We start from the raw sequence: 22,487 nt of genomic DNA, 5'->3' as shown, positions 1-22,487 counted from the left end.
CCTTATGCTAAAAAATTACCTTCTGGTTGCGTTCCGCAACATTAACAGGCAGAAATTTTATGCGTTTTTAAATGTGATAGGGCTTACGGTGGGTATAGCTTCCTGTCTTTTTATTACCCTTTACGTAAAAGATGAAATAAGCTACGACCGGTTGCACCCGGATGCTGACCGTATTTACAGGGTAAACTTGGATGCCAAATTAGCAGCCCAGGAAATTGCCGTTGCCGTTTCATGCCCGCCTATGGCTGCTGCACTTATTCAGGAAGTACCCGAAGTAGAGAGTGCCGTGCGGGTGGCATCCAATGGAAGGGTAGTGATTAAATACGGTGAAAAAGCTTTTACTCAGGATCGTGTTTTTGCTGCGGATACAAACTTTTTTACATTTTTCAATTTTCCATTAGTAGAAGGCAACCCAAAAAATGCGTTGAAAGAACGCAACACCGTTGTCCTTACAGAGAGCACTGCCCGAAAGTTTTTTGGTTCAGAGAATGCTTTGGGCAAATTGCTGGCAGTGGGTAATGATACCACAACCTATGTAGTAACCGGTGTAGCGAAAGATCTTCCCGGCAATGTTCATTTTAAATTTGATGTAATCCTTACCGGTGAATCTTCCACGGCATTTCGTGATCCGATTTGGATGAACAACTACCTCGCTACTTATCTTAAAATTCACAAGGGTTCATCACAGCAAACTGTAAAATCGAAGATTGATGATCTGACCATAAAATATATCGGCCCGGAAGTAGAGCGTTTTATGGGCATGTCGCTCGACCAGTTTAAACAGCAAGGTAGCCGATTTGGGTACACACTCATTCCTTTAACGGATATCCACCTTCATTCAAACTACCAGGCCGAAATAGAACCACAAGGCGACATTCAATACGTGTATCTTTTTTCTGTTATTGCAGTTTTCATTCTCATTATTGCCTGTATAAACTTTATGAACCTGGCCACGGCACGTTCGGCAGGCCGTGCTAAGGAAGTCGGCTTGCGCAAAACATTAGGTTCGCTTAGCCGGCACCTGGTTGCACAATTTCTTGCCGAGTCCTTTGTGTTTAGCTGTTTAGCCGCTGTGTTGGCTCTAGGGATTGTTTATACCATGCTTCCCTTCTTTAATACATTGGCTGGAAAAGAATTGGTCTTTGAAAGTTTACTGAGCAGCAATTTGTTGATCCTGCTACTGGGTATTGTTGTATTGGTGGGCCTGATGGCAGGTAGTTACCCGGCATTTTATCTTACCTCGTTTAAGGTTACCGAAGTGTTGAAAGGTAAGGTGCGTGAAGGAATGAAGGGCGGTGCTGTGCGAAGCGGATTAGTGGTATTTCAGTTCGCTGTTTCTATTTTTCTGATCATTGCCACGGCCGTGATCTTTCAACAAATGCAATATGTTCAAAACAAGAACCTGGGCCTTAACCGCGATAATGTTTTGGTATTAACCAATACACAAAACCTACGTTCAGTTGCGGAGCCACTTAAACAAGCTATACTTGCCCAGAGTGGTGTTGTTGCGGCCAGTTATACCAACTCGGTTCCGGCTTTGAATACTGAAGGTGCAAGCCCATTCCGCATTGAAGGATCAGAAGAGGATCACCTGGTGGTGCGTTATTTTGCTGATTATGATCAACTGGAAACCATGGGTTATACGTTGAAGGAGGGTCGTTTTTTCTCACGCGATTTTCCTGCTGACAGCACGGCCATTGTTATTAATGAAGCATTGATGAACGAATTGAGCTGGAAGGAAGCTGTTGGTAAAGAGCTGTTTGGATTTAATGGCGGTGGCAGGATTCCTTATAAGATTGTTGGTGTGGTAAACGACTTTCATTTTGAATCGTTGCGAAACAATGTTCGACCAACCGCCATGTTTTTAAATACCGATGCGGCCAGTTTTCTTACCATTCGGTTTGTGAACAACCCACGCGAAACCGTTTCAACTATCGAAAATTTATGGAGACAGTATGCCGGTAATGAACCATTTGAATATTCCTTTCTCGATCAGGATTTTGATGCCTTATTTCGAAGCGAACAGCGGCTGGGTAATTTGTTTACCACATTTACCGTGCTGGCTATTTTCATTGCCTCTTTGGGCTTGATTGGGTTAGCGGCTTTCACCGCAGAAAAGCGTACCAAGGAATTGGGTATTCGCAAAGTATTGGGTGCATCGGAAATAAGCCTGGTAAACCTGCTGTCGAAAGAATTCACCAAGCTTGTTGTAATAGCGTTGGTGCTCTCCATCTTTCCGGCCTGGTATTTCACCTCGCAGTGGTTACAGGGTTTTGCCTTTCGTATTTCGTTAAGTATTTGGGTGTTTGTTGGTGCCGGTGCTGTTGCGCTGGTAGTGGCCTTGTTGTGTGTGGTGTTTCAGGCCTTGCGCACTGCACGCATCAACCCGGCCAAGTCGCTGCGTTATGAATAAAGAAGCCCGAAATTCTTCGGGCTCCTGCAAGCAGATTGGAAATAAACAAGGATGTAAATATAATCAGTTGATCAAATAGAAGAACTTTCTTCTGAGGCTTTCTCTACAGGCTGGTCAATTGTAATATTCTCAATGGGTTGCTCGTGATGTTTTTCTTTAAAAAATCGCTTCTGCATAATCAGTATCGTAACCACACCTAAAAAGATAGAGGAGTCGGCTATGTTAAACACGGGACTGAAAAACTCGAAATAGCGACCGCCTACAAAGGGAACCCACTCCGGCCACACAAAATCAAAAATCGGGAAGTAGAGCATGTCAATTACCTGGCCGTGAAACCAGGGCGTGGGTGCATCGGCAGGGGCATTGTTCAGCAGTACACCGTAAAAGGTGCTGTCAATAACGTTGCCTACTGCGCCCCCTAATATTAATCCCATGCACCATAGAAATCCGCTGTGCATGTTGCGTTCGGCCATCTTCCATAAGTACCATGAAATACCGAACATGGCCCCGATGCGAAAGATGGTTAAGGCCAACTTGCCAAATTCATTTTCCCATTTAATACCAAAGGCCATACCGGGGTTAAGCAGGTAGTGAATCCGGAACCATTCACCGATAACATTAATCTCTTCGTGGAGGTGCATGTTATTGAACACAAGCATTTTTGAGGTTTGATCAATAACCACAATCATGAAGGCAAGAAGGAAGTAGCGCAAGGAATCCATTTACTCAATTTTATTTTATTACCCGTATCAACACCTTCAGTATACTTTCATCCATATCGACTTCCGCTGCGTTAGCCACGTTGTCCTTTATTTCAAGACTTACCGCCTGTGTTTCGGTGCTAATATATTGCTTAAATTCCGAAATGGCGGATGTCATCACCTCACCGTTACGCTCCACCTCTATGGAGATTTTATCCAACACCTCAAGGCCCATATCTTTGCGCAGGTTTTGGATGCGATTTACAAAATCGCGGGCTATGCCTTCGCGCTTCAGCTCATCGGTTAACGTTACATCCAGGGCAACCGTAATGCCCCCCGCGCTGGCCACCGACCAGCCCGGAATATCTTCCGAACTGATCAGCACATCGTCAAGCACCAAATCAAAACCACCTTTATTCAACAAGCCTGTTTTCTCAATGGTGTTAATCTCTTCTTTGGTGAATGAATTTATTACGGCAGAAACCTCTTTCATTTTGGGGCCGTATTGTTTGCCCAGTTTGGCAAAATTTGGTTTTACCTTCTTCACCAAAAGCCCCGATGTATCATCGATGTATTGAATCTCCTTTACGTTTACCTCTGATTTGATGATGGCTTCTACCGTTTTTACACGTTGTGCAAATTTTTCATCGAGCACCGGTAGCAACACTTTTTGCAATGGGGTACGTACTTTTATCTTGCTGTTTTTGCGGATGGAGTGTACCAACGAACAAATTTGTTGGGCATAATCCATCGACTTCTCAAGTTCATCATTCCTCCGGCTTGGCGCAGGCTTTACCAATGTGGTGTGGTGTATTGATTCGGCCTTGAGTGGAGTGTTAAACGCTATTGCCCGTTGACGAATGTTATCCGTTAAACTTTTGTATAGCCACTCACTAAAAAAGGGTGCAATGGGCGACATGAGTTGAGCCGTAACCATCAGGCACTCGTACAAAGTTTCGTAAGCTGCCCGCTTATCTTCCGATAGGTGAGCATTTGCCTCTGCTTTGGTAGCCGTTTCGGTGGCGGAGGGTTGCCAGAAACGTTTCCTGTTCAGGCGCACATACCAGTTGGATAAATGATCGTTCACAAAATCCTGAATGGCACGTGCGGCCTTGGTAGGTTCGTAATCGTTATAAGCCTCAGTTACTTCTTCAATCAGGTTTTGTTCTTTGGTTAAAATCCATTGATCGAGTGGTGCTAGTCTTTCGAACGGTACATTGTTCAATTCATCCTTTACAAATCCATCAATATTGGCATACAAGGCAAAGAATGAGTAAGTATTTATCAACGTTCCAAAAAACCTGCGTTGTGTTTCGATAATACCATCAAAATCAAATTTGAGGTTGTCCCAGGGCGGGGCATTTTCAATCATGTACCACCGCACTACATCGGGTCCGTATTTTGAAAGCGTTTCAAACGGGTTCACTACATTGCCCTTGCTCTTCGACATTTTGTTGCCGGATTTATCCAGCACCAAACCATTCGAGATTACATTTTTAAACGCAACCCTGTCGAATAACATCACCGCAATGGCATGCAGGGTAAAGAACCAGCCACGGGTTTGATCAACGCCTTCGGCAATAAAATCGGCCGGATAGCTTTGCTCAAAAATTTCTTTGTTTTCAAAAGGATAGTGCCACTGTGCATAGGGCATGGCACCGCTATCGAACCACACATCAATTAAATCCGGTTCGCGGTACATGGGCTGGCCGGTATCACTGACTAAAGTAATTTCATCGACATAGGGACGGTGTAGGTCAAAGCTTTGAATTTTGAATTTTGAATTTTGGATGCCTGCTTTCTCTGCTTTAGCAACTTCATGATTGAGGTGCTCAATTGAGCCGATACAGATTTCTTCTTTACCATCTTTTGTACGCCAAATCGGCAGGGGTGTTCCCCAGTAACGCGAACGCGATAAGTTCCAGTCCACCAGGTTTTCCAGCCAATTGCCAAACCGACCGGTACCGGTTGATTCCGGTTTCCAGTTGATGGTTTTGTTGAGTTCAACCATGCGGTCTTTCAACGCGGTGGTTTTAATGAACCACGAGTCGAGCGGGTAATACAGAATGGGTTTATCGGTGCGCCAGCAATGTGGGTACGTGTGTTCGTACTTCTCTACTTTAAACGCCTTGTTTTCTTCTTTTAAAATGATGGAAATGATGACATCGGTAGATTTATAATCAGCGTGTGTCTCATCTTCGTCAGTATAGTTTTTTACGAAGAAGTCATTTTCTGTTAAAGACTTGTGCGTTTTGATTTTATACTGTTCAACGCCATCCTTTAACTTAGTTCCAATTTCTTTGACAAATTTTCCTTTGCGATCAACCGTAGGCAATTCATTGTCGGCTTCATCCTTAATGGTTAATGGTGGGATGCCATGTTGTTTCGCAACACGAAAGTCATCGGCACCAAAAGTAGGTGAAGTATGTACCACACCGGTACCGTCTTCGGTAGTTACAAAATCGCCAGCCACTACCTGGAATGCTTTATCAACATCATACAGCGGTTGGATGTAGGGCATGAGTTGTTCATAGCGAATACCCACAAGTTTTTTACCTGTAAATTCCTGAACAACTTCAAACGGAATGGCTTTATCGCCAGGCTTGTAATCGGCCAGCTTAAGGTCTTTATTTTTTTCAGAAAAATATTTTCCAACAAGGTCCTTTGCCAGCACAACGCTTACCGGTTTAAAGGTGTAAGGGTTGAAGGTGTTGATTTGAACGTACGTAATTTTTTCGCCTACCGCCAGCGCGGTGTTGGATGGTAAGGTCCAGGGTGTGGTGGTCCAGGCGAGAATGTAAACTTCACCCTGAGTACCATTAAACAAAAAATCAGACTTTTCATTTCGGGTTACCTTGAACTGTGCCACGATGGAAGTATCCTTCACATCTTTGTAGCAGCCCGGTAAGTTCAATTCATGCGAACTTAAACCTGTGCCGGCTGCGGGCGAGTAGGGTTGAATGGTATAGCCTTTATAGAGCAATCCTTTATCATAGAATTGTTTCAGTATCCACCACAACGTTTCGATGTATTTTGAATCGTAGGTGATGTACGGATCTTCCAGGTCAACCCAGTAACCCATTTTCATGGTCAGGTCGTCCCACTGGTCTTTGTACATCATTACCGTTTCACGGCACTTCCTGTTGTATTCTTCAATAGAGATACTTTTTCCGATATCATCCTTCGTTATGCCAAGTTGCTTTTCAACCTGCAGCTCAACAGGCAGTCCGTGGGTATCCCACCCGCCTTTGCGTTTTACCTGGTAGCCTTGCAAGGTTTTAAACCGGCAGAAAATATCTTTTACCGTACGGGCCATTACATGGTGAATGCCTGGGGTTCCATTGGCCGAAGGCGGGCCTTCATAAAAGGTAAAGGTGGGCGCTCCTTCCCGGTTTGTAACCGATTTTTCAAAAATCTTTTCCTTTTTCCAGAAATCGAGAATGTCGGTTGCCAGCTGGGCGTAGTTTAATCCGGTGGGTTCTTTATACTTTTCGTTCATCGCTCAAAAACAGCCTGTAGTCGTTGATTTTCAATAAAATAAGGGCGTAAAGATAGGTACGAATTGTGAATTACGGATACCGGTAAAACTGTCTTTGTGTGTTTTATATGGGCTGTCCGAAGGCTGTACTGAAAAATGCCTTTAGCTTATCCCTATCAGTTATCGTGTATTTATTGTCGGAGCAAATTTTGATTACATCTGGCAATACATCAAAGAGATTTTCCAGGGCGTTTGGATCCCCAGTAGCCAAAGTGTAAAAGCTCGCACCATCTATTTCCCTTACCTTTTCATTGGCTGCACATTTCTCGCCTTTATCTTTATTGGATGGCGTAAAAGGTTTGTTGTACCGCACAGGGTATTTTGGCACAATGGCTACATAATAGGCTGTGAAATTTTTGTAGATACTGGCCTTTGGCATAACCAAGTTATCTAATGATGAGTATAAATCGGAAAGCTTGCCTCCTGAAATTGTGTTGTATTTGTTTTTGATTTCGGCAACAATTTTTTTCTCGAATGAAACAAGGTCTATCACCTGGCCCTTTTTCATATTTTCCCAACCGTTTACCGCACCAAGTATATTCTGGTGAAAATCGCCCACATGGTTTTGCAAAGTTTTTTGGGCTTGTCTGGTCGTTTCACTCTTATACCAGGTTTCAAAATCGGATGAGAAACCCGCTATTTCAAACAAGGCAGAAAATGGATCTACGACATTCTTCCCAAAATTCCCCTCAGCATTGTCTCTAGCCTCTTTTGCTTTGCTTAAAAGAAAGCCAACGGAATCTTTCAGGTTCGCATCGTTAATCCAACTGAGAAATGGCATTATTTCCTGTTTTTAATTCCTAAGCTTATAAACGTTATTTAAAAAGTTGACTATTGAATAACCTAATTCTGTAGCGAGGTTTACAGGCACTGCATTACCAACCTGTTTGTATTGCTGTGAGACTGATCCTGCGAATGACCAGTTGTCAGGAAAAGTTTGTATTCGGGCATATTCACGAACAGTAAATGGACGGGTTTCTTCGGGATGGCAACGCTCGGTTTGTTTTTGGGCCGGACTGCATGTTAAGGTTAGGCTAGGCTCGTCCCAGCTCATCCTTCGGGCCATGCCGGTTTTTCCTCCACCCAAGTAGAAACTTTTTTGCATGTATTGCTTTTGAAGTTTTAATGGAAGGTCTCTCCAATAACCGCCCGGTGGTACTTTAGCCAAAATTTCCTTTTTGTGTTTAGGGTATGCCGTTCCTGCGGATTTAGGCACATCCGTGGGATAAAGTTCCCCGGCCTTAAGGGCGTCTTTAAGGCTGTATATTTTGTTATGTGGTTTGGGAAAATCGAATGTTAGCTTAACATCTTTTCGAATACCAATTAATATAAGCCGCTCCCTTTTTTGTGGTACTTTGTAGAAAATGGCTTTTAAAATCTTTTCATCCAGTGGCCTGTAACCGATCTCATCTAGAATAGATTTCATGCCCTGAAGGGTTCTGCCCCGGTCATGATTAAGCAATCCCCGCACATTTTCCCCTACGCAAAGAATCGGTTTAACTTCATTAACAACCCGTGCAAATTCATAGAATAACGTACCCCTTGCATCTTTAAACCCTAGTTTTTTACCGGCATAACTAAATGCCTGGCATGGAAACCCTCCGGTTACAACATCTACTTTACCCTTGAGGTGCTTGAAACTAAGGTCACGGATATCAGCTTCGATAACATTCCATTGCGGCCTGTTTTGCCTTAAAGTTTCGGCCGCCCAGTGATCAATTTCATTTAATGCCACGCATGTAAGTCCTGCCTTTTCCAATCCAATGGCCAAGCCTCCGGCACCAGCAAATAACTCCAAAACCGAATAGTCATGATCGGCCTTAACTGCATTGCTTGTTGCTTTTGGGGTATTGAACAAAAAACCAAGTTCATCGAATATTTTAAGTTGTTCGCGCCTGTAAACACGATAGTTGCTCATAGGCTCGCGCACGGCCGTGAGTTTGCCGTTATTATCCCATCTTCTTAAGGTTTCTTTGCTTTTACCTAACATATCGGCAACTTCGGACAATGAGTAATATTCTTTCATAACCAGCTTAGTAAAGCTTATACATGGTTACAAATATAACTTTGTACACCAAAAGAAAAATAGGATGCAGGCAAGACCAAAAAGATATGCAGAGGAGCCCATTAAAGTACCTCGGTTTGAAGAGGCTGCAGGGTTTTATACTACTAAGGCCCGCAGCAAACTCATGTCAAACATTGGGGGCAAAGACACAAAACCTGAATTGATCTTCAGAAGGGCACTTTGGAATGCTGGCGTTCGCTACAGGGTACATTGTAAATCCTTACCTGGCAAGCCTGATATCTCAAACAAAGCACTAAGGTTTGTAGTGTTTATTGATGGTGAGTTTTGGCACGGTCATGACTGGGTACAAAAAAAGAAAAAGCTAAAATCCAATACAGGATTTTGGGTACCAAAAATTGAAAGGAATATCCAACGTGATAAACAGATTAACAAAGAACTTGAGTCTATGGGCTTTAAGGTTTTTCGGTTTTGGGATGCACAGGTGAAGAAAGAATTAGGCGCTTGCCTAAAACAAGTATTGAACTTTCTCAGCGATGATATGAATTCGAAATAAAACTACTCAGCGGCCGGGTGCCGGTTGCTGATCTTGATTTTGTCAAGGTCAATCGCTTCATCTTCCGTTTCCGAATAGAAGCCCGGATCCACTTCTTCAATAAGCATGTGCCCCTCTTTCTGTCGCTTGGTACGATCGAAAGTCATGATCAGCGAGGGCAACAATATCAGGTTGGTGAACATGGAGATGAACAACGTAATAGAAGTAAGCACCCCTAAAGCGATTGTTCCGCCAAACGATGAGAATGCAAAAATGATGAACCCGGCCAGCAACACAATCGAAGTGTAGACCATGCTTTTACCAACCTCCAGTATGGTTGCGCTTACCGCTACAGGGATGAAGAAATTTTTAGCGTGCAGTTCTTGCCGGTATTTTGCCAGGAAGTGAATGGAGTAATCAACGGAGATGCCAAAAGCAATACTGAAGATCAATACCGTGCTGGGTTTTAGCGGAACACCAAAGTAACCCATCAACGATGCTGTGATCATCATGGGAATAACATTGGGGATAAGGGCAATAACGATCATGCGCAAGTTGGCAAACAAAAATCCCATCGTCAGCGCAATAAGGGCAAAGGCAAGCAGTAAACTTCCTTTGAGGTTTGATATAAGAAATGAATTTCCTTTAATAAAGAGTGGGGTTGTTCCGGTTATCCTGACTGAAATATCGGTTCCATTAAAAAGTGTGTCAATCTTTGGCTGGATAACCTGATTTATCAGCGAATCCATCTTGTCCGAGCCAATATCAGCTACTTGTAGTGAAATGCGCATTGTTTGTAGGGTGGAGTCAACAAAGGCATTAAATAGTCCCGAGGCATCGGATTGTCCTTTCAAGTACGGAAGGATAAAATTTCGCTCGCGATTGTCGGGCAGCGAGTAGCGTGCAGGGTTGTTATTATAAAAGGCCTGCTTGGCTGCTTTAACAAAGCTTACAATGGAAACAGGCCGGGAGATGTATTTGATGGAATCCAGGAACTGTTCAAACGCATCAAGCTTTTGCAGGTTTTTCACATCAATAACGCCCCTGCGCTTTCCGGTGTTCACCACCATTTCCAACGGCATTACCCCGCTAAAGTGCTCTTCAAAAAATTTCAGGTCTTGTTTCTCAACACTGTTTTCAGGCAAGTCATCAACCATGAAGGAAACGGTATGAATCCGGTACATGCCTATGAGGGCAAATCCAATCATAAGGATAGTGACCGAGTATATCAAAGCCCGGTGACGGTGCACCGTTAAATCGATGCCAACCAACAGGTTGTCGATAAGTTTAAAATCAAGGTGACGCAGGTGTTTGGGCGAGGGTGGGGGCATCCATGAAAACACCCCGGGGATTAGTATTAAACTTACAACAAACGTAGCCATCACATTTATACCGGCTACGATACCAAACTCCCGAAGAATAGTAATGTCGGCTGTGAGCAACACCAAAAAGCCTATGGCAGTGGTGAGGTTGGTGAGAAAGGTGGCAACCCCCACTTTGCGAATAACGCGTGTTATGGCAAGCATTTTATTGCCGTGAGCAGCGTACTCACTGTGGTATTTGTTCATCAGGTAGATGGCATTGGGGATGCCGATAACTACAATAATGGGTGGTATCATTCCGCTAAGCAGCGTGATCTTAAAACCCATCAGTACAATTGTACCGATTACCCATACCACCACAATACCGATAACAATAAGTGGAAAGATCATGGCGCGGAATGAGCGGAAGAAAATCAATAGGATAATTCCGGTTACAATAACGGATAGCGCCAGGAATGTTTTCAGTTCAGCACTTACCCGTTCGGCTATAACTGAACGAACAAAGGGCAGACCTGCATAGTGTAATACGATATCTGTGCTTTCTGTGAAGTGCCCTCCACGCTTAATAATTTCATTGGTAACTTCTATGCGCCTGGAGGAATTCAAATAGTCTTTGTTGATGGATATCAGGATGGCGATGGCACCATTCTCCTGATTGGTAATCTGCCCTAAATAAAATTTTTGTTTTGCAGCTTCTTTCAGCAGGCTGTCCAGTTCCTGCTGACTTTTTACTTTTCCCGGAAAAATATCTACCAGTTTGAATTGTTTCCGGGCAGTATCTTTTTCCATCATTTTTATTTGAGGAAGCGAGATCACATCGTTGATACCCGGTATTTGTTTTACGGAAACACAGAACTCGCGCAGCTTTTCGAAATTTTTGTATTGGTAAATGCTGCTGTCCTTCAAGCCAATGGCCACAATACCACCATCTTCACCGAACTGTTCTTTAAATTCTGTGAAAAATATCTGCTCTGGATCGTTGGCCGGAACAGTGCCGCGAAAGTCGTAGCTCATCTCTACCTTTCGCCCATGGTAGCCCATAAAAACCGTGATCAGCGCGATGGCGATAAACAACGGAAGCCTGTACGAAATGATAAAGTGCGCAAGTGATGTCCACATAAATAAACTGGATAAAACAGCCTGAACGACAAGGCTTCAAAGCTAATGATTTGGCAGGAAAATCGTTATGAATTTAGCATTAATGGATCCTGCCTCAGCAGCTGTGCAAGGGTTTCGTATAATTCAGGCAGGGCATATTTAAATTCGGCTGGGCGCTCAAAAAAATTCTCTACCGCTACTGCAAAAAACTCATGCTCGTTGGCACAGGCATAGGCCCGCAAAAAAGTTTCATTGGCATACTGCGGCAAATGACAAAGCTGGTAAGCATAAGAATCAAATTTTTCCACCAGAGCATCATCAAAAAAGTCATACTCATCGTTGTGGATGATGTTTTCGAGCCGTAACGCATGGGCCATTTCGTGCAACCCAAGGTTTACCGAGTCGGTTGGGTAGATGTAGCCATCCACAAAGCTTTTCCAGCTTAGTACAATGGCACCGAATGCCGGGTTAACTTCACCTTTATGAAAGCGTTTAGTCAGTGAGGAGTAATAATCGGTTGGGTAAATCAGTATTTTAGAAAAGTGCTGTAAGTATATGCGGGGCAAACCGAACGTGAGTTGCACGGCACACGCCCCTACCATAACTCTCATTTCATCTGTAATAGCATCGAACTGACGCGGGATAAATTTTTTAGACAAGATAAAAGTTAACAGCTTTTGTTCGAAGGCATGTTGTTGCGAGGTGTTCAGCCGGTTGTAATATGGAAAGTATTTCAACAAAATTTCCTTATATGTTTGCGGGAATGGAAGAATGGCTGAGCGGATAGGCGCAGCCCTTCTGCCTGCTTCTTCGTAAGCAGCCTCAAGCTGATGACGGTAGTAGGTTGCAGCGATTACAAAGCCAACTACCAGGATGAAGAAAAACATAAAGACTAGATCCTTTTCAGGATGTTGTTAATGGAGCACGCCTCGGTTAAGGTTGTTTTCAACGATTGGATGGCAACACGTTCTTGTTCCATGGTGTCGCGGTGGCGTATGGTCACCGTATTATCCTGAAGCGTTTGGTGATCTACCGTTACACAATAGGGTGTGCCAATAGCATCCTGCCTGCGGTAGCGTTTACCGATGGCATCCTTTTCTTCGTAGAAGCAACGCACATGGAATTTCAGCTCGTTCATTATTTCCATAGCCTTTTCTGGTAGGCCGTCTTTTTTGGTTAACGGAAGAATGGCCACTTTATTGGGCGCCAGTGGTGCGGGTATGCGCAGCACCACACGCTCACTGCCATCAGCCAGTTTTTCTTCCAGGTACGATTTGGATAAAACCGCAAGGAACATACGATCTAACCCAATGGATGTCTCCACTACATACGGAATGAAGTTTTGATTGTCTTCCGGATCGAAGTATTGAAGTTTTTTTCCGGAATATTTTTCGTGATTTTTTAAATCGAAATCGGTACGCGAGTGAATGCCTTCCAGTTCACGGAAGCCCATCGGAAAATTGAACTGGATATCACATGCCGCATTGGCGTAGTGGGCCAGATTCAGGTGATCGTGGAAACGGTAGTTGGCTTCACCTAAGCCAAGGGCGTTATGCCATTTCATTCTTTTCGCTTTCCAGAACTCATACCACTGCATTTCTTCACCCGGCTTCACAAAAAACTGCATCTCCATTTGTTCAAACTCACGCATGCGAAAGATGAACTGACGGGCTACAATTTCATTGCGAAACGCTTTACCGATTTGTGCAATACCAAAAGGAATTTTCATCCTACCGGTTTTTTGTACGTTCAGGAAGTTTACAAAAATGCCTTGGGCGGTTTCGGGGCGTAGATAGATTTTGTTTGCATCATCGGCCACGGATCCCATTTCGGTGGAGAACATCAGGTTAAACTGGCGCACATCGGTCCAGTTGCGTGAACCGGAAATAGGGTCGGCAATTTCAAGGTCAATGATGAGTTGCTTCATAGCCTCCATGTTTCCGGAGCCCATCGCTTCCTTTAACCTTTCATTTACCTCGTCAATCTTTTTTTGGTATTCAAGCACCCGGGTGTTGGTGCTCACAAACATGGCACGATCAAAATTCTCGAAACGCCTGGCGGCCTTTTCAACTTCCTTCTCAATTTTCTCTTCCAGCTTCTCAATGTATCCTTCAATCAACTGGTCCGCACGGTAGCGCTTTTTAGAATCTTTGTTATCGATCATCGGATCGTTAAAGGCATCCACATGGCCGGAAGCTTTCCAGGTAGTGGGGTGCATAAAAATGGCAGCATCAATGCCCACAATGTTTTCATGGAGCATGGTCATAAACTTCCACCAATACTCTTTGATGTTGTTCTTCAGTTCAGCACCGTTTTGGCCGTAGTCGTAAACGGCACTTAGACCATCGTAAATTTCGCTGGAGGGAAAAATAAACCCATACTCCTTGGCATGGGCAATCACATTCTTAAAAAGGTTGTCTTCCTGATTCGCCATAGGGCGCAAATATAAGACTTGCCGAATGATTAACGGATTACCCCCTTTTGAATCTATCCATTAACCGGTAGAGTAACGATAAAGGTACTGCCCACGCGGGGTTGTGAGTACAGGTGAACGGTTCCAGCCAGGCGGGTAATGGTTTCTTTTACAATGTACAAGCCCAGGCCTGAGCCCTGAGACGTTTCATTGCCCCGGTAAAACATATCGAATACCTTCTTTTGTATTTCGGGTGCTATTCCCTGGCCGTTATCTTCCACATGAATGGCAAATGAAGTGCCTATGGCATGCTGGTAAACGCGAATGTATTTTTTCTCTTTTCGGTTATCGTGGTAACGTATGGCGTTGGCAATCAGGTTTGACATAACCATGTGCAGGCGTTTGCTATCGTTTTCAATAACCAGGTCCTGTGGAATTTCATTTAAAAAGATGATGGACTGTGCCTCTGCGCTAAACATCAACGACTCCCATATTTGTTGCACTAATTGGTGAACATTAACCTGTTCGCGGGTTATTTGCATGCGGTTGTTTCGCGAGTAATCGGTGATGTCCTTGATAAACTTATCCAGCGCATCAACCCGGTGGGCCATCATGCCCAGGTAGCGGTTTACTTCGTTTGGGTTTGGGTTGTTTTTGGCCAGGTTAATCAACCCCGTTACCGATGACAGCGGTGCCCGTAAATCGTGCGAAGTACTGTAGACAAAACGGTCAAGCTCTTCATTCAGCTTTTTTAGCATACGGTTGCTGTTCACCAACTCTCTTCCGTTGTGGTGGTTTAAACTAATCAGCAGGTAAATGGCAAGAATGGATGTTGGTAAAGCCACGGCAAAATTGACCATAAAATTAGCCATCAGCTCTTCGTCAGAATAGAGCCTTTTCGGGAGAATGGAGAAATCGACAAAATATGCTATAACAAAAAGGGTATAGGTTAGTGCCGCCAGATTAACAGCAATTACCCGCTGTTTGTAGTTGAAAACGGCAAAGGCCCCTAGTGCAATGGGTAGGAATAGAATATATGCCCCCGTTGCCGGTGCTTCGCTGGAGGCAAACAAGTACACAATGAAATTCAAGGTGGGGAAAATAATATAGTAAGCGGAACAGTGCCTCCCTTTGCGATGCTGGTAGATCGCTATAATAAGCATGGCTGTGCAGAATGAATAAACAGGTATCGTAATGTAAATTCCCCAACTCAAGTCAATTAGGGTGTACATGGTGCAAAGTATAATGGCAATAAGGGTAAACTGCCCGGAAAGGATCACCTGGCGATATTCTGTCCAGGATTCGATGTAATTGTTTTTGCCTATTATCAGGTTGCGGATAGTCTTTTTCATTTTTGCTTTAAACCAACATGCAAAAGTATGTTGGTCAGTACTATGCAACGGTTTCTTCTTGTTATGGATATGAGTGATGCAAGATTTAGGGGGAGTATTGCAAATTTTCTTTTTGGGATAAATGAAGGCCAAAATAAGAAGTTGGCCTCAGGTTCAGTTATGCGGTAGATCTATCTGAAAATGGGTGCCTTTGCCAAATTCGGATTTTACCGTGATCTGACCTCCCATTTTTTTTATGGTCTCGCGGGCTATGTAAAGGCCTAATCCTGACCCTTTTGAGCTTTCAGAGGCACGGTAAAACATTTCAAAAACCCTGGGAAGATGGTCCGGCTTGATACCAATGCCATTATCTTCTACATCAATTTGAAAACAGTTGGAATGTTTCCTGGCCTGCACGTGCACGTATCGTTCTTCTTTGTGTTTATCATGGTACTTCAGGGCGTTGGCAATAAGGTTGTTGAGGATAATCCGTAACCTTATTTTATCGGTAACTAATTCAAGGTTTGCGGATATATCGGTTTTTATTTTTACCGAAGAGACTTCATCTGCAAAACGAAGGCTATCCATTACCTCCTGCATCAGTTCATTCAGGTTTACGCGTTCTTTTAAAACACCAAGCCTTGCGTTGCGGGAGTAATCAATAATGTCGCGAATGAATTTCTCCAGTGCGTCAATCCGGTTTCGCATCATGGCCAGGTAGGATTTAACTTCTTGTGGGTTTTCGGCTACCTCTGCCAAGCCAACCAGGCCCACCACCGAACTTAAGGGAGCCCGTAAATCGTGCGAAACACTATAAACAAAACGGTCTAGTTCAGCATTGCTTTGTTTCAATTCTTCCGTAAGCTGCACAAGCCTGCTTTCATTTTCACGCAATGATTTTTCAGCGTGGTAGTTGAGGTTTAGCAGAAAATAAACCACCAATACCGAGGTGGTTAAGGCAACGGTAAAATTGATCAGGAAGTACAATTCATCTGTAGCATCAATTTCTTCAACTTTAGTAAGTATTGAAAAGTCAGACAGGTATGCCAGCAGAAACAGGGCGAAACTCAGCAGCACGCAGGCTAACCCTAGATACCAATCGCTATAAGTAAAAAGCGCCATGGCAGCCAACGAAACAGGTAAGAAGAAAATGTACACCCCGCTGGCTTCCGGTTCGGATGATGCGAAAAGGTAAATGATAAAATTCGAGGCAATAATAACCAACAGTGTTGCCTCCCGATATATGCGTTTCCGGTTAAGCCAGAATGTACCTGCACCTATTAAACCTATTACTGTATAGAGCGGTATGTTGCGATAAATTGCATATACAACATCAATAAATATGTACGCTAAACTAACAGCAATAAGCATTAAGGCAATTTGCCCGCGAAGCATAGCCTGCTTGTAAAGCTTCAGGGACGGGATAGCCTCTTTCCCAATCAAAAATCTCCTGAGTGATCCCTTTCCCATACTTTCTGCAGCTTAAAAATTAACCGGCTTTCAATTGGATAAAAATAGATAACTTATTGGCTCATTAAACTATGCTGTTTCGAAAAATAGGATTAGCTATTGCCTTTTCGCCCCGCGCAGAAGCTTTGCTGGCTGAAACGATTCGCATGAAAATGCAATGGGGTACCGAATTGGTTATCATTCATGTTGGCGAGCATGGTGAAACGGAAGAGCAGTTATTGGGCAAACTTCTCGGAAAGCATAGCCTGGCTATGGATAAGGTAACGGTTTGCTGGCGGAAGGGTAAACCCAGTGAAGAAATCCTAAAGGCATGTAAAGAAGAAAACATCGATTTGCTGGTGGCGGGCGCCCTTCAACAAGAAGGCCTTGTGCAGCACTATGTTGGTTCTATTGCACGCAGGATTCTGCGCAAGGCAAATTGCTCGGTGTTAACCCTGGTTCGCCCAGGTATCAGTCCTAAATCCTTAGAACAAATTGTAGTAAGTGCCGATGACTATGAGGACGTGGAAAAAACATTATCGTTGGCATGTGCGCTGGCGCAAAGGGAAAAATCAAAATGGCTGCATGTTGTCCGCGAAGTAAAACTTTACGGCCTCACCATGTCTTCGGCTGATCAGGCAACCGAAGAAGAGTACAATCGGTTAAAAACCAAATTGATAGAAACTGAGGTTGATAATGTTCAACAGCTATTGAACCGGGTTGACCATGATGACCTGAAGATTAACATAAAAGTGCTGGCCGGTAAATCAGGTTTTGAAATAGCGCAGTTTGCTAAACGCAAGCAAGCCGACCTGCTGGTTGTACCGGCCCCGCCCAAGCGATTGCGTTTGCTGGACAGGATCTTCCCACATGACCTGGAATATGTTTTTGCTGATTTGCCGTGCAATGTTTTAGTGGTATCGCCACAAGCCGGAAAGGAGGCTGCTCATGGGTAAGATTAGTCATCATGAGGTGGTCCAGCTACTGTTGCAATTAAGTGTGATGTTATTTGCAGGCAGGTTTTTTGCCGAAGTGGCAAGAAAGTTTAAGCAACCGGCTGTAATTGGTGAGATCGTTGCGGGAGTATTACTGGGACCAACTATTTTGGGCATGCTTAAACCGGATTGGTTTCTTGTTTTGTTTCCGGTAGGTAGTTCCTCGGGCGTTGTGCTGGCAGGAATAGTGCAGATGGCCGTTGTTATGTTGTTGTTTATAGCCGGCCTTGAAGTTGACCTTAAAATTGTGTGGCAACAGGGAAGACAGGCCATTATCACCAGCCTCATGGGTCTTTTGATTCCATTTGGTATTGGGTTTATTTTCCCCTATTTCCTGACCGATTTTTTTGGTTATGCCAATGAAGGCGAGCGTATAGTGTTTGCTTTATTTATGGGCACGGCCATGGCCATTTCGGCTTTGCCGGTTATTGTGCGGATACTCATGGATTTGAATTTGTTTAAATCCCGAATTGGTTTGTTGGTGGTGGCATCGGCCATGGTAGATGATATAATAGGCTGGCTTATTTTCTCTGTTATTCTGGGTATGATAGGCCGGCAGGTTGATATTTCGTTGGTCAATACCATTCTGCTAACCGTTGGCTTTGCTGTTTTTATGCTCACGATTGGGCGTGGCGTTCTCAACCGTGTATTACCTTGGGCCAATAAACGAATGGCATGGCCCGGGGGCGTTTTAGCCTTATCGTTGGCGTTATGTTTTATGGGCGCTGCCTTCACCGAGTACATTGGTATTCACGCTATCTTCGGGGCGTTTATCATCGGTATTGCCTTGGGTGATTCAGAACATTTTTCAGAACGCGCAAAAGAAATTGTACACCAGTTTATCAATAATATTTTTGCGCCTTTGTTTTTCGTTTCAATAGGCCTTCGGGTTAATTTCATTGCCAACTTTGATCTGCTGCTAACGATTGTCATTTTAGTTATAGCTTTTGCCGGTAAAATTATCGGCAGTGGATTGGGTACACGACTGGGTGGCTTTGGCTGGAAAGAATCGCTGGCGGCCGGCTTTGGTATGAATGCGCGTGGTGCGATGGAAATTATTCTTGGCCTGATTGCGCTTGAAAATAGTTTGATTAATGAGAAAGTATTTGTGTCGCTGGTGATTATGGCACTGGTTACCAGCATGACCAGCGGACCGTTGATGAAATGGAGTTTAAGCCGAAAGTGGAAAACCTAGGCCGCTTAGTTGAAACCTTTTTTCTTTAAATGCACCTCGGTAAGCGGAATTACAGCGATCAGGCCCACCACTAAAAATCCGGATGACCACATTATAGACTGTGCAGCGGGCATAAGTGAATAGGTTACCAACTGAACGACACAAGTAAGTATCGAAACGATAAGGAATACATGCGGACAATAAAGGTTGGCACAATCCCAAGCCTCCTGGCTGCGCATTGACCGGGGTGTGCGGTAACCGTAAATATGATTTATTTTCTTTGGCGGGAAACGCTTGAAAATATACGACAGTACGACCATCAACGGCCCGAGCATAAGATGTATGTAAAGCAGCTTCATTGTTGAAAGTAATTAAATTGATTTAGCCCGTTCCCAATATACATCCATTTCTTCTAACGTCATTTCACCCAGCTTCTTTCCATCCCTGGCCGATTCGCGTTCTAAAAATTGAAATCGTTTGATGAATTTTTTATTGGTTCGTTCAAGGGCCTCCTCCGGGTCGATGTTGATAAAGCGCGCATAGTTTACCAATGAAAAAAGCAGGTCGCCAAATTCGGCCGTGGCTTTTTCACGGTCGATTTTTTCAGGCTCAACTGCATTGAACTCCATTTTGAATTCGCGCATTTCTTCCTCCACCTTTTCCCACACCTGTTCTTTCTTTTCCCAATCAAAACCCACACCCCGGGCTTTATCCTGAATGCGAATAGCCTTCACCATGGCCGGCAGCGATTTAGGCACGCCCTCTAATACGGATTTGTTGCCGGTGTTGAGTTTGATTTTTTCCCAGTTGGCTTTTACGGTTTCTTCATCGTTGGCCACAACATCACCGTACACATGTGGATGGCGTTCAATAAGCTTATCACAAATACTATTCAACACATCGGCCACATCAAACACACCTTTTTCAGAAGCAATACGTGCATAAAAAACATTGTGCAACATCAGATCACCCAATTCTTTTTTTATTTCAGGCAGGTTTCCATCCAAAATGGAATCCGAGAGTTCGTACGTTTCTTCTATGGTTAAATGACGGAGGCTTTCCAATGTTTGTTTTTTATCCCACGGACAGTTTTCCCGAAGCTCATCCATAATGGTAAGCAGGCGATCAAATGCCTTTACCTTGGCTTCACGGTTGGGATCGGGCGTAGAAAGTTGTTTTTTCATATACGAGAACTAAATGGCTTTTTAGGCTGTTGATAATCTGTTCAGTAATTTTGACCCAAGTTACGTTTACAGCGTCAATCTAAAATCTTAATCTTAATTCAAGTTATGATTGTTCTTTTGCTGACCATTGGTGTTCTGGGGCTTTTTTTCATCCTGATGTCGGTTCGGCTTATTTTTTTAAAAAACGGAGAGTTTAAGGGCACATGCGCATCGCAGAGTCCGTTTTTAAACAAGGAAGGGCAACCCTGTGGATTCTGCGGAAAAACCCTTACGGCTAGCGATCAGGCCTGCGGTAATCCTGATGCGAAAACAAACGATCTCCCGTCTGTCAGGAAATAATTACTATTTTTGCCATGTCATGAAGGCGCTAACAGTTGATAAAGTATTAGATTCTATTATGAAGCTTGATTTTTCATCCAGAGCGATAATACTTGAGGTACTGAGAAGCAGGCAAATAGAGGAAAGAAGAGATGAAATTTTTAGAAATGCACGCCAATCCAAAGCCGACCTATCAAAAGGAAAATTAAAGCCGGCTACAGCAGAGGATGTTATTGACAAATTGAAAAACCTTTGAATCCCATTGAATGCCTATTCGCAAGCTGGTCCTTACAAGAGCTTTTGAGCGATCATATAAAAAATTTGCAAAGGGGAATTCTGTTCTTGAAGAAAATATAGCGGCTACCCTTCGTTTGATGGAGACAGATGTATTTACTCCAATTCTTAAGTCACATAAATTAAGTGGTAAACTTCATGGCCTTTATACGTGTTCATGTGGATACGACTGCCGGATAATTTTTTCAATTGAAATCAAGGCAGGTAAAGAGCTCATTCTTTTGATAGATATTGGAACCCATGATGACGTGTACTAACAATTTTAATAAATTTAACTAACCAGTTTTGTCACTGATCAAATCTATTTCTGGTTTCCGTGGTACCCTTGGTGGCAAGCCAGGTGACAACCTTACCCCTGTTGATGTTGTAAAATTTGCGGCCGCTTTTGGCACATGGGTTATCTCCCGAAAGGGAAAAAAAGTTGTGATTGGGCGGGATGCCCGAATTTCAGGTGAAATGGTAAGCACATTGGTGAGTTCAACCCTTCAGGCATTGGGATTGGATGTTGTTGATCTTGGTCTTTCCACTACGCCTACTGTTGAAATTGCTGTACCGCTTGAAAAAGCCGGAGGAGGAATTATCCTTACGGCCAGCCATAACCCTGGCGAATGGAATGCCCTAAAGCTGCTCAATGAAAAAGGGGAGTTTATTTCCGCAGCTGATGGCGCTGCTGTATTGCGTCTTGCAGAAGCCGACAACTTTTCTTTCGCTGAGGTAAACAAACTCGGCAAGTACACACGCAACGATTCGTATATCAAAAAACACATCGACTTGATTTTGAAAAGTAAGTGGGTAGATGTGAAGGCAATAAAAAAAGCAAAATTTACGATTGCCGTAGATGCCGTTAATTCAACCGGGGGAATTTCGGTACCCCCATTATTGAAAAGACTGGGTGTGAAAAAAGTAGTGGAAGTGTATTGTGAACCTACCGGAAAGTTTCCCCACAATCCGGAACCACTACCGGAAAACATTAAGGCTATTTGCTCAGCTGTTAAAAAAAATAAATGCCATCTAGGCATTGTGGTTGATCCGGATGTTGATCGGCTTGCTTTAGTGCAGGAAGATGGTAAACCTTTTGGTGAAGAATACACGCTGGTGGCGGTTGCCGATTATATTTTAAAAAAGAAAAAAGGGAACACGGTTTCCAATCTTTCTTCAACACGTGCGTTACGCGATGTTACCGAAAAAGCAGGAGGCATATATACGGCTGCTTCGGTGGGTGAAGTGAACGTGGTAAATGTAATGAAGGAAACGAAGGCCATCATTGGCGGTGAAGGAAATGGTGGCGTTATTTTTCCCGAGCTGCATTATGGCCGCGATGCACTGATGGGCATAGCTTTATTTTTAACACACCTGGCAAAGGCGGGGATGAAAGCTTCCGCCTTGCGAAAAACCTATCCGGATTATTTTATCTCCAAAAATAAAATTGAACTCACACCGGGTATAAATGTAGATGCTGTTTTGGAAGCTGTGCAAAGGAAGTACGCACACGAAAAAATCAACACGGCTGATGGGGTTAAGATAGATTTTGAGTCCTCTAAAGAGTGGGTGCATTTGCGCAAATCAAACACGGAACCAATTATCCGGATCTATGCGGAATCGCAGGATGCTAAAAAGGCTGATGCCCTGGCCAGGCGGATAATGGATGACATCAGCAGTTTGATCAGGAAATAAGCTTAGAGCGATGCTGATTTTTATC

At 43.7% G+C, this 22,487-nt stretch carries 18 protein-coding genes; 7 read left to right on the top strand and 11 right to left on the bottom strand.

Annotated elements, in window-relative coordinates; genetic code table 11:
* Positions 1 to 4: 4 nt before the first annotated feature.
* The gene (locus KIT51_17740; protein ID UYN86675.1) at positions 5 to 2,413 is read left to right on the top strand and encodes an ABC transporter permease; all 2,409 of its coding nucleotides are present in this window, start codon (positions 5 to 7) and stop codon (positions 2,411 to 2,413) included.
* A 71-nt stretch (positions 2,414 to 2,484) separates the two neighbouring features.
* On the opposite strand, the gene KIT51_17735 is transcribed toward KIT51_17740, so the two are convergent.
* From KIT51_17735 to dcm, 4 genes are all read right to left on the bottom strand, one after another.
* The gene (locus KIT51_17735; protein UYN86674.1) at positions 2,485 to 3,135 is read right to left on the bottom strand and encodes a lipoprotein signal peptidase; all 651 of its coding nucleotides are present in this window, start codon (positions 3,133 to 3,135) and stop codon (positions 2,485 to 2,487) included.
* 10 nt (positions 3,136 to 3,145) lie between these two features.
* A complete protein-coding gene (gene ileS / locus KIT51_17730; GenBank protein ID UYN86673.1) occupies positions 3,146 to 6,613 on the bottom strand; it encodes an isoleucine--tRNA ligase in 3,468 nt (1,155 codons plus the stop codon).
* A 103-nt stretch (positions 6,614 to 6,716) separates the two neighbouring features.
* Positions 6,717 to 7,433: an Eco47II family restriction endonuclease gene (locus KIT51_17725; GenBank protein ID UYN86672.1), complete on the bottom strand. Its 717-nt coding sequence runs from the start codon at positions 7,431 to 7,433 to the stop codon at positions 6,717 to 6,719.
* A 12-nt stretch (positions 7,434 to 7,445) separates the two neighbouring features.
* Positions 7,446 to 8,678 carry a DNA (cytosine-5-)-methyltransferase gene (gene dcm, locus KIT51_17720; GenBank protein ID UYN86671.1) on the bottom strand — a complete coding sequence of 411 codons (1,233 nt, stop codon included), beginning with the start codon at positions 8,676 to 8,678 and terminating at the stop codon, positions 7,446 to 7,448.
* Between the two features lie 64 nt (positions 8,679 to 8,742).
* On the opposite strand from dcm, the gene KIT51_17715 reads away from it, so the two are divergent.
* The gene (locus tag KIT51_17715) at positions 8,743 to 9,231 is read left to right on the top strand and encodes a very short patch repair endonuclease (GenBank protein UYN86670.1); all 489 of its coding nucleotides are present in this window, start codon (positions 8,743 to 8,745) and stop codon (positions 9,229 to 9,231) included.
* Between the two features lie 2 nt (positions 9,232 to 9,233).
* Here KIT51_17715 and KIT51_17710 read toward each other — a convergent pair whose 3' ends face one another.
* The 5 genes from KIT51_17710 to KIT51_17690 all read right to left on the bottom strand — a co-directional run bounded on the left by KIT51_17710 (position 9,234) and on the right by KIT51_17690 (position 16,844).
* The gene (locus tag KIT51_17710; protein UYN86669.1) at positions 9,234 to 11,651 is read right to left on the bottom strand and encodes an MMPL family transporter; all 2,418 of its coding nucleotides are present in this window, start codon (positions 11,649 to 11,651) and stop codon (positions 9,234 to 9,236) included.
* A gap of 65 nt (positions 11,652 to 11,716) precedes the next feature.
* Positions 11,717 to 12,517, bottom strand: a complete 801-nt coding sequence (locus KIT51_17705) for a zinc-dependent peptidase (GenBank protein ID UYN86668.1) — start codon at positions 12,515 to 12,517, stop codon at positions 11,717 to 11,719.
* Between the two features lie 5 nt (positions 12,518 to 12,522).
* The gene (locus KIT51_17700) at positions 12,523 to 14,064 is read right to left on the bottom strand and encodes a glycine--tRNA ligase (protein UYN86667.1); all 1,542 of its coding nucleotides are present in this window, start codon (positions 14,062 to 14,064) and stop codon (positions 12,523 to 12,525) included.
* 53 nt (positions 14,065 to 14,117) lie between these two features.
* Positions 14,118 to 15,395: a HAMP domain-containing histidine kinase gene (locus KIT51_17695; protein ID UYN86666.1), complete on the bottom strand. Its 1,278-nt coding sequence runs from the start codon at positions 15,393 to 15,395 to the stop codon at positions 14,118 to 14,120.
* Positions 15,396 to 15,548: 153 nt separating this feature from the next.
* Positions 15,549 to 16,844: a HAMP domain-containing histidine kinase gene (locus tag KIT51_17690; protein UYN86665.1), complete on the bottom strand. Its 1,296-nt coding sequence runs from the start codon at positions 16,842 to 16,844 to the stop codon at positions 15,549 to 15,551.
* A gap of 71 nt (positions 16,845 to 16,915) precedes the next feature.
* On the opposite strand from KIT51_17690, the gene KIT51_17685 reads away from it, so the two are divergent.
* Together KIT51_17685 and KIT51_17680 are read left to right on the top strand one after the other, a co-directional pair.
* Entirely contained in the window at positions 16,916 to 17,779 is an 864-nt protein-coding gene (locus tag KIT51_17685; GenBank protein UYN86664.1) for a universal stress protein, read from the top strand.
* The gene (locus KIT51_17680; GenBank protein UYN86663.1) at positions 17,772 to 19,013 is read left to right on the top strand and encodes a cation:proton antiporter; all 1,242 of its coding nucleotides are present in this window, start codon (positions 17,772 to 17,774) and stop codon (positions 19,011 to 19,013) included. Before KIT51_17685 ends, KIT51_17680 begins: the two co-directional genes overlap by 8 nt.
* Positions 19,014 to 19,018: 5 nt before the next feature.
* Here the strand turns inward: KIT51_17680 and KIT51_17675 are convergent, their stop codons facing one another.
* A complete protein-coding gene (locus KIT51_17675; protein UYN86662.1) occupies positions 19,019 to 19,351 on the bottom strand; it encodes an SdpI family protein in 333 nt (110 codons plus the stop codon).
* 12 nt (positions 19,352 to 19,363) lie between these two features.
* Complete coding sequence (gene mazG, locus KIT51_17670) at positions 19,364 to 20,176, bottom strand: nucleoside triphosphate pyrophosphohydrolase (protein ID UYN86661.1); 813 nt, start codon at positions 20,174 to 20,176, stop codon at positions 19,364 to 19,366.
* A gap of 358 nt (positions 20,177 to 20,534) precedes the next feature.
* Here mazG and KIT51_17665 point away from each other — a divergent pair, with 358 nt between their 5' ends.
* The 3 genes from KIT51_17665 to glmM are packed head-to-tail and all read left to right on the top strand — an operon-like array spanning position 20,535 to position 22,462.
* A complete protein-coding gene (locus tag KIT51_17665; GenBank protein ID UYN86660.1) occupies positions 20,535 to 20,750 on the top strand; it encodes a hypothetical protein in 216 nt (71 codons plus the stop codon).
* A gap of 10 nt (positions 20,751 to 20,760) precedes the next feature.
* A complete protein-coding gene (locus KIT51_17660) occupies positions 20,761 to 21,045 on the top strand; it encodes a type II toxin-antitoxin system mRNA interferase toxin, RelE/StbE family (protein UYN86659.1) in 285 nt (94 codons plus the stop codon).
* Between the two features lie 28 nt (positions 21,046 to 21,073).
* Positions 21,074 to 22,462 carry a phosphoglucosamine mutase gene (gene glmM, locus KIT51_17655; GenBank protein UYN86658.1) on the top strand — a complete coding sequence of 463 codons (1,389 nt, stop codon included), beginning with the start codon at positions 21,074 to 21,076 and terminating at the stop codon, positions 22,460 to 22,462.
* The last annotated feature ends 25 nt before the right edge of the window (positions 22,463 to 22,487 follow it).

It is taken from the genome of Cyclobacteriaceae bacterium, from assembly GCA_025808415.1.
In the GTDB taxonomy this organism is placed as follows: domain Bacteria; phylum Bacteroidota; class Bacteroidia; order Cytophagales; family Cyclobacteriaceae; genus UBA2336.
The sequence above is the reverse complement of the archived record's forward strand: the minus strand, read 5'-3'. Positions and strand labels throughout refer to the sequence as shown.

Excerpts from the sequence above, each read along its gene's own strand:
- KIT51_17675 (UYN86662.1), bottom strand. The coding sequence starts at position 19,351 with ATGAAGCTGCTTTACATACATCTTATGCTCGGGCCGTTGATGGTCGTA.
- mazG (UYN86661.1), bottom strand. The coding sequence starts at position 20,176 with ATGAAAAAACAACTTTCTACGCCCGATCCCAACCGTGAAGCCAAGGTA.
- KIT51_17705 (UYN86668.1), bottom strand. The coding sequence starts at position 12,517 with ATGTTTTTCTTCATCCTGGTAGTTGGCTTTGTAATCGCTGCAACCTAC.
- KIT51_17695 (UYN86666.1), bottom strand. The coding sequence starts at position 15,395 with ATGAAAAAGACTATCCGCAACCTGATAATAGGCAAAAACAATTACATC.
- KIT51_17715 (UYN86670.1), top strand. The coding sequence starts at position 8,743 with ATGCAGGCAAGACCAAAAAGATATGCAGAGGAGCCCATTAAAGTACCT.
- KIT51_17735 (UYN86674.1), bottom strand. The coding sequence starts at position 3,135 with ATGGATTCCTTGCGCTACTTCCTTCTTGCCTTCATGATTGTGGTTATT.
- ileS (UYN86673.1), bottom strand. The coding sequence starts at position 6,613 with ATGAACGAAAAGTATAAAGAACCCACCGGATTAAACTACGCCCAGCTG.
- KIT51_17665 (UYN86660.1), top strand. The coding sequence starts at position 20,535 with ATGAAGGCGCTAACAGTTGATAAAGTATTAGATTCTATTATGAAGCTT.
- KIT51_17660 (UYN86659.1), top strand. The coding sequence starts at position 20,761 with ATGCCTATTCGCAAGCTGGTCCTTACAAGAGCTTTTGAGCGATCATAT.
- KIT51_17740 (UYN86675.1), top strand. The coding sequence starts at position 5 with ATGCTAAAAAATTACCTTCTGGTTGCGTTCCGCAACATTAACAGGCAG.
- KIT51_17700 (UYN86667.1), bottom strand. The coding sequence starts at position 14,064 with ATGGCGAATCAGGAAGACAACCTTTTTAAGAATGTGATTGCCCATGCC.
- KIT51_17685 (UYN86664.1), top strand. The coding sequence starts at position 16,916 with ATGCTGTTTCGAAAAATAGGATTAGCTATTGCCTTTTCGCCCCGCGCA.
- KIT51_17725 (UYN86672.1), bottom strand. The coding sequence starts at position 7,433 with ATGCCATTTCTCAGTTGGATTAACGATGCGAACCTGAAAGATTCCGTT.
- KIT51_17690 (UYN86665.1), bottom strand. The coding sequence starts at position 16,844 with ATGGGAAAGGGATCACTCAGGAGATTTTTGATTGGGAAAGAGGCTATC.
- dcm (UYN86671.1), bottom strand. The coding sequence starts at position 8,678 with ATGAAAGAATATTACTCATTGTCCGAAGTTGCCGATATGTTAGGTAAA.
- KIT51_17710 (UYN86669.1), bottom strand. The coding sequence starts at position 11,651 with ATGTGGACATCACTTGCGCACTTTATCATTTCGTACAGGCTTCCGTTG.
- KIT51_17680 (UYN86663.1), top strand. The coding sequence starts at position 17,772 with ATGGGTAAGATTAGTCATCATGAGGTGGTCCAGCTACTGTTGCAATTA.